12 protein-coding genes are annotated in these 14,798 nt (G+C 39.7%); 4 read left to right on the top strand and 8 right to left on the bottom strand.

The genetic code is table 11. The features are described 5' to 3' along the window. Positions 1-58: 58 nt before the first annotated feature. The gene (locus BN997_RS04060; protein WP_042529890.1) at positions 59-979 is read left to right on the top strand and encodes a hypothetical protein; all 921 of its coding nucleotides are present in this window, start codon (positions 59-61) and stop codon (positions 977-979) included. A gap of 77 nt (positions 980-1,056) precedes the next feature. On the opposite strand, the gene BN997_RS22430 is transcribed toward BN997_RS04060, so the two are convergent. Both BN997_RS22430 and BN997_RS04055 read right to left on the bottom strand, forming a co-directional pair. After that, positions 1,057-1,191, bottom strand: coding sequence for a flagellin (locus BN997_RS22430; RefSeq protein WP_084612844.1), 135 nt, complete (start codon positions 1,189-1,191; stop codon positions 1,057-1,059). 326 nt (positions 1,192-1,517) lie between these two features. Then, positions 1,518-2,465: a flagellin N-terminal helical domain-containing protein gene (locus BN997_RS04055; RefSeq protein ID WP_084612843.1), complete on the bottom strand. Its 948-nt coding sequence runs from the start codon at positions 2,463-2,465 to the stop codon at positions 1,518-1,520. Positions 2,466-2,892: 427 nt separating this feature from the next. Here BN997_RS04055 and BN997_RS22425 point away from each other — a divergent pair, with 427 nt between their 5' ends. Next, on the top strand, positions 2,893-3,063 hold the full coding sequence (locus BN997_RS22425) for an aspartyl-phosphate phosphatase Spo0E family protein (protein WP_084612842.1): 171 nt from the start codon (positions 2,893-2,895) through the stop codon (positions 3,061-3,063). A 480-nt stretch (positions 3,064-3,543) separates the two neighbouring features. On the opposite strand, the gene BN997_RS04050 is transcribed toward BN997_RS22425, so the two are convergent. The 4 genes from BN997_RS04050 to BN997_RS04035 all read right to left on the bottom strand — a co-directional run bounded on the left by BN997_RS04050 (position 3,544) and on the right by BN997_RS04035 (position 12,256). After that, positions 3,544-5,517, bottom strand: coding sequence for a methyl-accepting chemotaxis protein (locus tag BN997_RS04050; protein ID WP_042529888.1), 1,974 nt, complete (start codon positions 5,515-5,517; stop codon positions 3,544-3,546). Between the two features lie 366 nt (positions 5,518-5,883). Then, a complete protein-coding gene (locus BN997_RS04045) occupies positions 5,884-7,857 on the bottom strand; it encodes a methyl-accepting chemotaxis protein (RefSeq protein WP_052484900.1) in 1,974 nt (657 codons plus the stop codon). Between the two features lie 237 nt (positions 7,858-8,094). After that, positions 8,095-10,056 (bottom strand): methyl-accepting chemotaxis protein, encoded by a 1,962-nt coding sequence (locus BN997_RS04040; RefSeq protein ID WP_042529885.1) that lies wholly within the window; start codon positions 10,054-10,056, stop codon positions 8,095-8,097. A 229-nt stretch (positions 10,057-10,285) separates the two neighbouring features. Then, positions 10,286-12,256, bottom strand: a complete 1,971-nt coding sequence (locus BN997_RS04035; RefSeq protein WP_042529883.1) for a methyl-accepting chemotaxis protein — start codon at positions 12,254-12,256, stop codon at positions 10,286-10,288. 469 nt (positions 12,257-12,725) lie between these two features. Between BN997_RS04035 and BN997_RS04030 the strand changes: the two genes are divergently transcribed. Both BN997_RS04030 and BN997_RS23080 read left to right on the top strand, forming a co-directional pair. Then, a complete protein-coding gene (locus BN997_RS04030; RefSeq protein WP_042529881.1) occupies positions 12,726-12,977 on the top strand; it encodes a GlsB/YeaQ/YmgE family stress response membrane protein in 252 nt (83 codons plus the stop codon). A gap of 98 nt (positions 12,978-13,075) precedes the next feature. Then, entirely contained in the window at positions 13,076-13,444 is a 369-nt protein-coding gene (locus BN997_RS23080; RefSeq protein ID WP_042529879.1) for a hypothetical protein, read from the top strand. Positions 13,445-13,505: 61 nt separating this feature from the next. On the opposite strand, the gene BN997_RS04020 is transcribed toward BN997_RS23080, so the two are convergent. Both BN997_RS04020 and BN997_RS04015 read right to left on the bottom strand, forming a co-directional pair. Continuing rightward, a complete protein-coding gene (locus BN997_RS04020; protein WP_052484899.1) occupies positions 13,506-14,246 on the bottom strand; it encodes a tyrosine-protein phosphatase in 741 nt (246 codons plus the stop codon). 28 nt (positions 14,247-14,274) lie between these two features. Continuing rightward, the gene (locus BN997_RS04015) at positions 14,275-14,682 is read right to left on the bottom strand and encodes a secondary thiamine-phosphate synthase enzyme YjbQ (RefSeq protein ID WP_042529877.1); all 408 of its coding nucleotides are present in this window, start codon (positions 14,680-14,682) and stop codon (positions 14,275-14,277) included. Positions 14,683-14,798: the final 116 nt, after the last annotated feature.

Raw genomic sequence — 14,798 nt, 5'->3', positions numbered from 1 at the left:
TAGTATCCAGTATGTTAAAATCAATATAAGAACATAAGTTCTAAAGGAGTGTTTATTTATGGAAAAAACATGGTTTGACACAACATTACCATTTAAAGCAAAAGTGATTGGAAAATTGCTTGGGGATGGATCCATTACTAAACAAGAACGGAGAAAACCAAGATTCAAATTCACGCATACTTCAACTGATTATTCCTGGAGTAATTATTGCTACGCCCAATTATCAGAATTCCTACCATTAAATCCACCTAAGTTCAAAAAAATTATCGATCCAAGATTAAGTAAAGGCTACAGCCTTTCACATTATGTTCAATCAAGAACATCGAATATCATCACTTATTTAAGGACTGAATGGTACTCCGATTCAGGAAAAGTAATTCCATTTCATTTAATATCAAAATATTTTAATAGAGAATCATTGGCTTGGTGGTATATGGACGATGGTCACTTAAAATGTAAGGGGAATAAACCTTTAAAAATTATCTTATCAACCGAAAGTTTTAGCGAATTAGAAAACGATCGTTTAATTCATTTCTTAAAAGCTAAATATCACCTCCAATTTCATCTTGATAAACAAAACCGGATTATTTTGTATGACCAATTTCAAATCTATTACTTTCTTTTTCTTGTATTGCCCTATATGCATGAAAGTATGTATAGAAAATTAATCAATAGATATAATTTCATTTTTGACTTATCACCGAAAAGAACTTCTATTTATTTACCCGCTTCCATTCAACTTAGATCTCCAACGAAAGAAATTAATGCTGTTTTAAATAAACTAGATTATTGGGTTAGTTGTTACAAAAACAGCAAATTCTATGAAAAGTATTTATTCATTCCTAGGAGTAAAAAAGAAATACAAACAAAAAGCTATCAAATAATTGTAAATAAAGAAAACCTGATGAAACTATATTTTCTAAATGGCGTGACCGGTTTGACATATAGTAAATTGACTGAGATTTGTTTTATTAATTAAGCAAAGGAAGTAAAGGGAATCTTACTTTCATAAAAAGAGACCCTAACTGAAAAGCTAGAGTCTCGTAAAAATCTTTTTTATTGAAGCAATTGAAGCACGCCTTGAGGCACCTGGTTTGCTTGAGCCAGCATACTTTGAGCCGCTTGTGAAAGGATGTTATTCTTAGTGAATTCCATCATTTCTTTCGCCATCGTGCGAACATTTACTTTCATAAATGACTAGACTATATCTTCACCTTCCAGTTACCTAGGAAGGGTCGGGAACTTCGGATTCTGATAGAATTAGCGGCTCTATCATTCACCTACGAATTTCATCACCATCGCTTATACATTAGGTGGTTTATTCTAGTCGTTGAACCTTCTCCAGAGTTTCCTCCCAGGAGCTCGGCTGCTGATTGCCCAATCTCGTCTTTTTTCAAACCTTCACGTTTGCCGTTTCCAGCTGCGTTGTAGTAAGACAAGCTCTAAGGGGTTTCCAGCAATTCACCCGATAATAATCACTAACCGTTACCAGTTAGGACGACTGTGACTGAGACTGCTTAAGCAGCTAAGTCATAATCAACGTCACGGATACGTGATTCTGCTGCTGTCAAGTTTTCAGCAGATGCTCCTAAGTTATTAATTGTATGCTCTAAACGGTTTTGTACTGCGCCGAGTTTAGAACGTTCTGCAGAAACTGTTTGAATTGCACTATTGATATCTGTAATTGCAGAGTCAGCAGAAGCACGATCAGATACATTAACACCAGCGACACCTACAGCATCTTCAGCTAAAGCTTCATCAGCTACAAGAGCTAAATTTCCGTCCTCAGTATAATATCCAGCCGCTTTTGCATGTTCTGCTGTAGCAGTTATTGTTTCGGTTTCATCATCAGGATCTTTAATTTCTTGACCAATTACTACTGCTTCTTGCCATGTTGCAACAGTATCATTACCATCATCTAAAGTAATTTCAGTATCACTTGTTGCTTCATAAGCTGTACCGACTTTTAAAGCATCAGCCGACATATTATTTACAGAGATGCTGATATTTTGTCCTTCATTTGCACCTATATGGAAAGTTGCTCTAAAATCTCCTGTCAGTAAATCTTGTGTGTTAAATTGAGTATTCTCAGAAATACGAGAAATTTCTGCAGCTAATTGGTCTACCTCTTTTTGAATTTCTACACGATCTTCGTTTGTATTTGTATCATTGGAAGATTTAACAGCCAATTCACGCATACGTTGCAAAATATCATGCGTTTCATTCAAAGCTCCCTCCGCCGTTTGTATCAGCGAGATGCCGTCTTGCGCATTCGTAGAAGCTTGCTCCAACCCACGAATTTGCCCACGCATTTTTTCAGAAATTGCCAACCCAGCAGCGTCATCCCCTGCACGGTTGATTTGAAGACCAGAAGAAAGTTTTTCTAAAGATCCTTGTACACCGTTTTGGTTTACCCCCAACTGACGGTGTGCGTTAATAGCGGAAATATTGTGATTAATAATCATAATTCCTTACCTCCATGTAATTGTAATTTTTTGAGCCACATCCTTGTGAACTCATTTATATTAACCATTCAGGTCAATAGCAAAATAAATAATAATCGTTAAGGCCCTAACGAATCATCCTTTGATGACCTATTTCTTATATCGGCAAAGGGGACAAATTGTTTAAGCTTTTTTTATAATTTTTTTAAATTCTTTTTTTATTCATTCCTCTGCTTCTTTTGCCGCAAAAATCTTCTGCCTTTTTATAAAATACAGGATATTTTTAATATAAACTTACTATTTATAACTACCTTCCCATTAATTAGAACAGTTGATTTATTTTATTTTTCTTACGTTTCCTGTTAAAATTTTGTTTAAAGCCTTATCATATCTTTTTATGCCACATCCAAATTAACTTCTATTTGGTAATTGGAGAGGGCGTGAGAGTATGTCGGAAATTGATGAATTGAACAAGCAGATTGAAACGAAAAGAAAAGAAATGTATGCAGTTTATGAGAAGAATCCAAACGACCCGAATTTATTAAAAATATCACAATCGCTGGATAAATTACTGAACCAATTAGATCAGATTTTAAAACAAAGTAGCAAATCGACTTAACAACTAACGCAGGATTGCTTTCATTAGGACAAGCACTACTCGTCCTATCAACATCGGTGCACTTATATGATTGTTTAAAAATTTTAGTCAGGTTAGAAAATACTTCTGGGAACTACAGTTACTCAACCCTCACAAAACAATCGCTAAAATAATTAACTTTCCTATAAGTAAAAATATACCCATTCAACGAAGACGCTGATAGCTCATAGCGATACTGGCTGATAATTGTTCACTGCTGTAATTCTTGTAAAAGCAAAACAAATTGCCATGTTCTACTTAAACAACATATGAATGGATAGTATGTATAGAAAGAATAAGGCTGTACTCCATTTTTTTTGGTGTGGACAAACGATAGGGTTTGTCTACACCAAAAATGAATATGAATTCAGCTTGACAGCTAAAAATATGGATGTGCAAGTATCATGCAAAAAAAAGAAGGGTTCCCTTATATAAGAAATCCTTCTTTTTCTATCAACTTTCTTAATATTTATATTCTGCAATTTTCCCTGTTAAATCCTCTGCCATCGTTGACAGTGATTTAGCGGATGCAGAGATTTCTTCCATCGATGCGAGCTGCTCCTCAGTAGATGCAGCGACTTCCTCTGAAGACGACGCATTATTTCTGGCAATGGAAGCGAGGTCATTGGCAGTGGCTGTTACCTGTTGAACTGCTGCAGACATTTGCTCGGAGATGGCCATGACCTCTTCCATTTGCGGTTTAATATCTCCGCTGGAACGCAGGATTTCTCCAAATTTATCAATGGCGTCATAGGATACGTCTAAACCATCATTAACATTAGCTGTCACCTGAGACATTTTTTCCACAGCCTTTTGGACATCGTTCTGTATACCATGGACGATGGAGCTGATTTCTCCTGCAGATGTTTTGGATTCCTCTGCTAATTTACGGACCTCATCCGCTACCACAGCAAATCCTTTCCCATGCTCACCAGCACGCGCTGCTTCAATCGCTGCATTAAGCGCCAGTAAATTCGTCTGCTCCGAAATATCGGTGATGGCATTTAAAATCGTACTTACTTCCTTCGAGCGTTCCAATAAGGATGCGATATTCAAGTTCGTATCATCAACAGACGATTGGATCGATGTCATTTGATTTAAGGTGTTGCTGACTGCTTTTCCTCCAACTTCTGCCTGTGTACTCATTTGTGTCACCATATCCGAAACCTTTGTCGAGCTGTCAACGATTCTGCCAACGCCGGTAGATACTTCTTCTAACGAATTCGCACTCTCTTCTGTACCGTGCAGCTGTGTTTCCGAGCTGGAGGAGACCTCCTGGATAGCCAGCGATACCTGTTCAGACGAGCTTGTCATTTGATCGGCATTCGCATTTAACTCCTCTGCCGATGCGGCAACCTGCTGGGCATTATATTCGACATCACGAACCAGCGTTTTCAAGCCCTCCTGCATTTCGTTAAAAGCTTGTCCCAGCTCGCCTATTTCATCCGTTGTGTTTATTTCAATCGAATGTGTCAGGTCACCGGTACTGATGATTTTTGCATTTTCCTTCAGTCTCTGAATCGGACGAGTGATAGAACGGATCAAGAATAGAATAATGATTGTTCCCAGCACTAAGGTAATGACAATAATTGTTATCATCGTCGTTAAGGTTGATACTGCCTCTCCTTTGATTTCATCGTAATCAATGGTTCCTGCCAGCTTCCATCCAGTTAAATCATTTGTCTGGTACACCATGATTTTTGATGTATTATCATGGCTATATTCATAGCTTCCTGACGCATCTTCAAACATCGTTCCTGATACGTCACCTTCCACTTCTTCCCCTGTTTCAAAGGTTGGATGGTATACGTATTTTTGCTGTGGATCAATAATGACAGCATAGCCATTCTCTCCAATTGAAACCTCTGAAGCCAGCTGCTGGATAGAATCGATATAGAGACTTACTCCCATCACACCGGAACCGTCGTCCAATGTTTTGGTAATGCTGACTACGGTTCCTGTTTCGCTGGCACTTTCAAATGGGTCTGAAATCTGTACCTCGCCAGGGTTATTCACTGCATTGATAAACCAATCACGTTCGGTTGCATCGAATCCCTCCGGCAGTTCTGTATCCGGCTGTCTATAAAATAAATCGCCGTCATTGGAAGCCATATATACCTCAGAGACTTCCTCATTCATTTCCTTATATTGTCCCAATACCTGTTCTAAGGTCTCTTCATCATCCTCTATCTGCCCGCTGTTAAATTGCGCAGCAAATGTATTCAAATCACTTATCCTTAATTCCAAGGCATTATTTACTGTCTGGTTCAGCAGCGTAGCCGTATCTTTCACCTGCTCTGTTTGCTGCTGCTCTAATGAATCGATCGAGCTGAAATAAGTCATTATCCCGATCGTCATCCCTGGAATCAATAATAGGAAAAAGAAGGATACTACTAATTTAAATCGAATTCCTTTTGGTTTGGTTAATTTCTTCACAACTGACTCTCCTTCGCTGTAATATTTCATTCTGGTGATGTTCTATCATGCTTTGTATGTTCATTTTATCTATCGACAGCTGTTTTACGAACAGGCCAACTAATCTTTGAAACAAGCATACAGTATCTATTACCTAATTCACCACTCCTTCATTACAAAATACAGTACTTACTCCCAAGATTTCATACCTACTATTTATCGGTTGATTTTTCATGAATTCAATATAAATTTGCTATTTTATAACTTTCATTCTATTTCACGCCATTTGAATTGTGAGTAAATACCTAACAAAAAAGAACTGCAGATGATAACGACATTCTCTCTGAAATCTCGTTTCACTGCAGTTCTTTATATTTATATCGGTCCTTAATATTTATAAACCTTTATCTTCTCCTTCAAATCCTCTGCCATAGAAGATAAGGACTTCGCAGCCGCCGTAATTTCCTGCATCGATGCTAATTGTTCCTCCGTAGAAGCTGCTACTTCTTCTGAGGATGCTGCATTATTTCTGGCAATGGATGCTAAACCATCTGCCGTTGAGGTCACTTGTTCCACAAGAGCAGACATTTCTTCTGAAGTAGCTGTCACTTCTTCCATCTGTGGTTTAATCGTTTCGCCTGTCCGTATGATTTCGCCAAATTTATCAATCGCGTCATAGGACACATCAAGTCCATCATTTACAGAGGTCGTGACCTGTTTCATTTTCTCCACCGCATTTTGAACATCCCTTTCGATGCCTTGGACGATAACACTGATTTCACTAGCAGATGTTTTCGATTGTTCGGCAAGCTTACGTACTTCATCTGCGACCACAGCAAATCCTTTTCCATGCTCTCCGGCACGTGCTGCTTCAATCGCTGCATTTAATGCGAGCAGATTGGTCTGCTCCGAAATATCGGTAATCGCTTTGAGAATCGTACTCACTTCCTTCGAGCGTTCTAACAGAGAATGAATATCCTTATTTGTATCTTCTACCGATGATTGGATGGATGTCATTTGATTCAATGTGTTGCTTACAGCCTGTCCGCCTACATTCGCCTGCTCATTCATCCGATCTACATAGTCAGAAACGCTGGTCGTACTTTCTACGATTCTCCCTACTCCTGTTGACACTTCTTCTAACGAACGAAGACTGTCTTCTGTTCCATCTAACTGATTTTCTGCGCTTGATGATACTTCCTGAACAGCGAGCGATACCTGTTCGGACGAGCTTGTTAATTGATCAGCATTTGCAGTCAGTTGCTGCGCTGACGCTGCGACCTGCTGTGCATTCATTTCCACATCGCTGATTAGTTCTCTTAAACTATGCTGCATGTCATTAAATGCATTGCCAAGCTGCCCGATTTCATCGTTTTTGGCCACTTTGATCTCTTCCGTCAAATCTCCGGTGCTAATCACCTGTGCCCTTCTTTTCAAACCATTAATCGGACGGAGGATGGATTGAATCGTGACTGCATTTATCCCTGCACCAATGAGAAAGGCAACAATCATCACGATGATAAGTGTTTTTATAATGGAAGCTGCATTATTTTTAACCTCGCTGTAATCAATACTTCCCGCAAGTGTCCAGCCTGTATGGTCATTCGAATCGTACACTAAAATTTTATCTTCATTATCCTGCTCATATTCAAGAACACCTGACTCCTGTTCCAATATGGAAGAGGTAAACGCTTCTTCCAGCTGTGTCCCTACTTCATTGTCAGGATGGAAAATAACCGTTCCTTCTCTATCTAATAAAATCGGGTAACCGTTTTCACCAATTTCAACAGTGGATGCCATATTCTGGACAAAATCGATTGTTAAGTCAATACCCGCAACACCGGAACCATCCGCTAATGTTTTGGAAAGCGTAACAACCATTCCTCCATCGACCGCTGTAGTTTGATACGGATCAGAGATAATCAGTTCCCCCGGGTTCTCCATTGCATGTATGTACCAGGATTGATCACGCGGATCAAAATCTTTCGGGACCTCTGTTTCCGCATCAATCAAAAAGGTGCCTTCCTCTGAACCAAAGAAAACTTCTTCTACTTCTTCATGAAAATGTAAATATTGATGCATAATAAGGGTCAATTCATCGTCTGCCTCTTCTATCTGATCTCCTCTAGTATTTTCGGCAAATACATCAATATCCCGGCCCTTCAGATCGAACGTCTCATCAATGTTCTGTCCCATCAGGGTGATGATTTCATTTACCTGCTCCTCCTGCTGTGCTTGCATGGAATTGACAGAGCTGTTGTACGTTAAAAAGCCAATGAGAACAATCGGTATAATTAAGATAGATGAAAAGGATATCACTAATTTTCGCTTCACTCCATTTGTTTCTTTTTTCTGCTTCATTCTTTCCAGCCTCCTTTTTTTACTAAATTCTTCTAATTATTTATCGGCTGTATTTATGTTAAATGAATCATTTTTCCTTGTTTCCCTACTTCGATTCTAGAGTAAAGTTAATTGAATAAAACAAAATACCTACTATTCTTTATCCATCTAATGCATTACAGCAAATAAAAAACCGGACCTTATTCCAGCGCTTTGGAATAGAAAGGTCCAGTTCTTCATGATGAAAATTAGTCTTTATCAGTATTTATATTGATTGATTTTCTCTGTTAAATCCTCTGCCATCGTAGATAATGATTTGGCAGATGCAGAGATTTCTTCCATGGAGGCAAGCTGTTCTTCTGTAGAAGCTGCTACCTCCTGAGAAGATGCCGCATTATTTCTGGCAATTGAAGCCAGGTCATTCGCTGTGGAAGAAACTTCTTGTACCGCAGCTGCCATTTGCTCAGAGATGGCCATAACTTCCTCCATTTGCGGCTTAATATCCGTACTGGATTGGACAATTCCTTTAAATTTGTCCATCGCATCATCGGACACTTCCAGACCTTTATCTACATTGGCGGTTACTTGGGACATTTTTTCAACAGCATCCTTTACATCCTGCTGAATCCCTTGAACGATCGTACTAATTTCTCCAGCGGAGGTTTTCGATTGTTCAGCCAGCTTCCGTACTTCATCTGCAACAACAGCAAATCCTTTTCCATGCTCTCCGGCGCGGGCTGCTTCAATCGCTGCATTTAACGCGAGCAGGTTGGTCTGTTCAGAAATATCCGTAATGGCCTTCAGGATCGTGCTTACCTCATTTGAACGGGCCATTAACGAGGTAATATTGACATTTGTATTATCTACGGAAGATTGGATCGATGTCATTTGATTCAACGTATCCGTAACCGCTTTGCCGCCGATTTCTGCCTGATCGCTCATCTGGTTTACCAATTCTGCTACGTGAGAGGAACTGTCAACGATTCTGCTGACCCCTGTCGAGACTTCTTCTAATGAATTCGCACTATCTTCTGTCCCATTCAATTGTGTTTCCGAGCTGGAGGATACTTCCTGAATAGCCAGAGACACTTGTTCAGATGAGTTTGTCATCTGGTCGGCATTCGCATTTAATTCTTCTGCAGATGCAGCAACCTGCTGAGCGTTGAATTCAACATCACGAATTAATTCTTTTAAGCTGCCCTGCATTTCATTAAAAGCGATGCTAAGCTCACCAATTTCATCCTTTGTTTTCACTTCAATTGATTGCGTCAAATCACCTGTGCTGATAATTTGCGCTTTTTCTTTCAATTCTTTGATTGGCTTCACGATGGAACGTACAATCACTGCTGTCACAGCCAGCCCAATCACAATAGCACCGGCTAATACAATCAATAATGTGTTAAAAACAGAAGCTGCCTCTGACTGAATTTCACTATAGTCAATCGTTCCGGCGATTTTCCATCCTGTTAATTCATTAGTTCCATAAACCATAATTTTATCGGTGTCTTGATAATTATATTCAAATTCGCCAGTATTTGATTCATAAAGATGATCATAGAAAGATTCATCTGTTTCATTGCCAATATCTACTGTCGGATGATAAATGAAATGCTGCGTTTCGTCTAATAGCATCGCATAGCCATTTTCACCAATTTGAATTCCTGACGCTACTTCCTGAATAAAATCAATCGATAAATCGATACCGACAACGCCTGAACCATCCTCTAATGCTTTCGAAACGGTAACGACCATGTCACCATCTGCTCCCGCTGAAATATAAGGCTCTGAAATAATAATTTCTCCCGTGCTCTCCATTGCTTCTATGTACCACGTACGTTCACGCGGATCATATTCTCCCTCTATCACATCCGTTGACGCTTCCATAAATGCTCCGTCCTCAGAACCGGCATAAACGGATACTACCTCATCATGCAGGTTAAAATATTGATCAAAAGATGCAGCTATCTCCTCGGATTCGTTATCTACCGATTCACCTTGAATCTGTCCCGCTAATACTTCTGCATCTCTGCTCTTTAAAGTAAATGTATTATCAATAGTTTGATTCATAATCGTGATAATTTCTTCTACTTGGTTCTCTTGCTGCGTCTGTAATGTATTCAAAGAGCTGTTATACGTCATAAACCCAATGACAACGCCCGGAATCAATAACATACAAACAAATGATACAATTAACTTAAATCGAATTCCTGTATTCTTCATGGTTGTCCTCCCCTACTGCTAAAAATGCTTCTATACTTATCTATCGGCAAGAAAATGATAATTTGAATACTTTTTTCGTTAATTAGTCCTGTAAATATTTTTACAATTATGTTTAATTACCTAAAAAATGACATAAAAAAAGTGCAGCAATTTCTCACTACTGCACTTTTTTATTAAGGTAAAAATTAATTCAGTTTAAGGGTTTCTTCTTAAGATAGTGTTAAAACCTTTAATATTTATACTTTGACACTTTCTCCGATAAATCCTCTGCCATGGAAGAAAGTGATTTCGCAGATGCCGAGATTTCCTCCATGGAGGCAAGCTGTTCTTCAGAAGATGCGGCTACTTCCTCAGAGGATGCGGCATTATTGCGGGCGATGGAAGCCAGATTATTCACGGTTTCCATTAACTGCCCAACTGCGGCAGACATTTGTTCTGAGATGGCAGTTACTTCTTCCATCTGCGGTTTAATGCTTTCGCTGGAGCGGAGAATTTCACCGAATTTATCGATGGCATCATAGGATACATCCAGTCCGCTGTTGACATTGGAGGTAACCTGCCCCATTTTATCTACTGCATTCTCAACGTCTGTCTGGATTCCTACAATGATTTCCCTGATTTGCGTAGCGGAAAGCTTCGACTGTTCAGCCAGCTTTCGCACCTCATCTGCCACAACTGCAAAGCCTTTCCCATGCTCTCCTGCCCGGGCTGCTTCGATTGCTGCATTTAATGCGAGCAAATTCGTCTGTTCTGAAATATCGGTAATGGCATTTAAAATCGTGCTGACCTGCTTCGACCGTTCTAATAAGGATGAAATATTTTCATTGGTATTTTCGACAGATGATTGAATCGAGGTCATCTGATTTAATGTGTTGCTCACAGCCTGTCCGCCGACCTCTGCCTGTTCATTCATTTTTTGCACGAATTCCGTTACTTGGGCAGAGCTTTCAACGACTCTGTGCACGCCTGTAGACACTTCTTCCAGCGAATTCACTCCATCTTCCGTACCGCTTAACTGATGCTCTGCACTGGAGGATACCTCTTGAATAGCCAGGGAAACCTGCTCCGATGAGCTTGTCATCTGATCAGCATTTGCATTTAATTCCTGTGCAGAGGCGGCTACCTGCTGCGCATTATATTCGACCTCGCCAACCAGCTCCCGCAGGCTCTCTCCCATTTTATTAAAAGCAGTGCCCAGCTCGCCAATCTCATCATTTGTTTTGACTTCCACAGACTGCGTTAAGTCTCCCGTACTGATGACTTCTGCTTTTTCTTTTAAATCCTTGATTGGGCGGATAATCGAACGAATCAGAAATAAAATAATGACTGTTCCGATGACTATCGTCAAAGCCTGTACAATGGTAACCGGTGTAGAGATAGACCTGGCTGCAGCTTCTACTTCACTTTGGTCAATGGTTCCTCCCAATTTCCAACCCGTTAAACTGTTCGTATCATATACCATAATTTTAGACATATTGTTGTAATCATAGTCAAACGTCCCAGAATCATTTCCATACATATTCTGATAGAAAGCTTCTTCTGCGTCTTCTCCAGCTTCTGTTTCCGGATGATAAATAAAGTTTTGATTCGTATCCAGCAGGATAGCGTATCCATTTTCTCCTATGCTCATTTCTGATACAAGCTGCTGAATAAAGTCCATGGATACATCAATACCGATGGCTCCCGAACCATCTTCCAGTGCTTTCGAAATACTGACCGCTATCTGCCCGTCCCCGCTTGCTGTCAGGTATGGATCAGAAATAATGACTTCTTCCGGATTTGCCATGGCTTCCAGATACCAGTCACGCTCTCTTGGATCGTAGCCTTCCTCCATCTCTAAGTCCGGCTGCATATGGTAATCGCCGTCTGTTGTTCCAAGATAAAATTCCGGAGCCTCTTCATGAATCTCTATGTACTCAGACATTCTTCGATCTAATTCGTCAGTATCTTCTATGACGTCGGCTGTAATTACGCTTGATAAGACTTCCATATCCCTCTGCTTCAGATCAAATGTATTATTGATTGTCTGATTTATCACCGCAGTTAATTCCTGCACCTGATCCCGCTTCTGCTGCTCTACAGTATTTGTTGAAGTAAAAAATGACATCGTACTTACGATTATTCCCGGGACGAGTAGTATTAAGAAAAAAGATAAGACTAACTTAAACCGGATTCCTTTGGCTTTAAATAATTTCTTCATTTTTTCATCTCTCCTAATTGTCTATAATTATTTATCGGAAGAAAACTGAAAAAATGTATCTAAATACAATAAATATTATAAAATATTTTTACTAATTCCATTAAAAAGAAATAAAAGGAATATAAAGTAAATTTATCATTCTTTTAGAATCAAATCATAAAATAAAAATAACCCTTTAACATTAAATCAAAAAAACTAAATACTTCTTATAAGATAAAAGTTCCATGTATGAAAGATTGATTTTAATAAAACATCCATGATTTTCACAGGGGGAACACACCTTATTACCTATTAACCTTTTCATTTATAAAAGTACTTTCAACCTAAAAATTATAGCTGTATTTCATTTTCATTTTCCATACTAGGAATTCTGAAGCATTTTTTCTATTTTTTGTTAAAAAAAGAAGGATTTCTCGTTTTAAAGTTTATATAGTTGGGGATAAATAAAATATAGAAAGGAATGATTTTTATGCTAAGTTTTATTTGGAGTCTAATCGTTGGTGGAATTATCGGCTGGGTAGCCGGATTAATAGTAAGTAAGGATTTGCCGGGCGGAATCATCGGAAATATTCTTGCCGGTTTCATTGGAGCCTGGCTCGGTACTGCGATTCTTGGAGAACTAGGTCCGGAAATAGGCGGGTTCTCTATCGTACCTGCTTTAATTGGTGCGATTATCCTTATTCTTATTGTCAGTTTCATCATGCGACTATTCCGCCGTTAAGGACCGGATTCTAAAAGACGATACAGAGGAATGGGTGAACATAATTGAAGCAGCTGCATAAGTTAGGTATATAGCTTATGTAGAAAAGAGGAATGTATATGCACTCTGACCCAAATCATGGGTATTCTCATGCAGATGAATATCAGGTGATGGATTATCAGCATCCGGATCAGTTTGATATAACTGCTTCACCATATAATGCATACCCGGGACAGCCATTTAATCAGCATGCGCCAGAACAGCGTGCGTTCTTTTTCCCGTTCATCGGCGGATTAGCCGGCGGTTTATTGGGCAGCGCTTTTAGTCCTGGCGGAGGCCCGGGATATTATGGTCCTCCCGGGCCGCCCGGACCTCCAGGACCGCCTGGGCCAATGGGATATTATGGCCCGCCGGGTCCGCCTGGCCCTCCTGGACCGCCCGGACCACCTGGTTATTATAACGGCTACCCCTATCCACCGTACTATTAGAAAACAGAAAAAAAGAGAGAAGAACGGCATAAATTTCAACCGTTCTTCTCCTTTTTTTATGCTATCCTTCCTCTATAAAATCATCTCGCAAATCAGTGATTTCTTCCTCTCTCAAACCAATCACTTTCAGAAAATCAGCCGCACTGCCATATTCTTTATACAAATAGTCCAAAAATGCTTCCATGTAAGCAGGTTCACAGCTCAACATCGCTTTAAATTGATTCCGTGACATCAACGGCGGACGATGATGAAGCTCTTCATCCGTTATCTTCTTATACTCGCCCGTCAGCGCATAATCCTTCACGATAATATCTCTTGGCACGCCTGCTAAATCTAATAAAATAGCGGCCAGGACACCTGTACGATCCTTTCCAACCCGGCAATGGAACAGAACCGGATTTCCTTTATTTTCAAGAAAAATATCCATGATTTGTTTAAATTTCGGCTTGCTGGTCTCTAGCATCAAGATATACATTTCCACAAGACTTTTCGGCATTTTAGTCGTAAATGTAGCCGGGTCCAGCAAGGGGATATTATAAAAATCATAACGTGCTTTATCCTCTTTTCGATATTTCCCTTCCATGCTCATGCGTAAATCAATAACGGTATGAATGCCTCTTTCCTTTTGCAGAAAAGCATGCCCCTCAGGGCTCACCTGATGCAGCGAATCTGCCCGATAATACTTTCCCCATTTTGTTTGCTTGCCATCCTTCGTTGGATAGCCTCCCAGATCACGAATATTTTGTGTCCCTTCTAATGCAATATGTCTTGCCGGATTAAACAATAAAGTTTCTGTTGTCACGCTTCTGCCTCCCCTTTAGTCACAAACCTTACCCTTCTATTATCTTCACGTACACCGTCCGTGTTCTCGGCCCGTCAAATTCACAGAAATAGACACTCTGCCATGTTCCCAGAATCAGATGACCGTTGGAAATAATCAATGTTTCGCTGGCACCGACAACCGATGATTTCATATGTCCGTCCGAATTGCCTTCCATATGGACATAGGCTTCTTTATTTGGAAAGGTTTCGTTCAAGCCAAGCGATAAGTCACGCCGTACATCTGGATCAGCATTTTCATTAATTGTAATTCCGCCGGTCGTATGCGGACAATATACCAGCATGATTCCTTCCTGCACACCGCTCTGGTCTAAAATTTCCTCCAGCTGGCTATCCAAGAAAACAAATTCCTGCTTCTTCTTTGTTTTTATTTGAAATTCGATTGCATTCGTAGTCATGTCCTCCACCTCTTCCCATAAAAATCATTCTATCATGCGTTCTTTCAAGTATAACCCTATCTTAACGAAATATGGACAAACCAACAAATAATTAGGTAGTTTTGAAACATAACCCC

Source organism: Oceanobacillus oncorhynchi, from assembly GCF_000821065.1.
Classification (GTDB): Bacteria; Bacillota; Bacilli; order Bacillales; family Amphibacillaceae; genus Oceanobacillus; species Oceanobacillus oncorhynchi.
The sequence above is the reverse complement of the archived record's forward strand: the minus strand, read 5'-3'. Positions and strand labels throughout refer to the sequence as shown.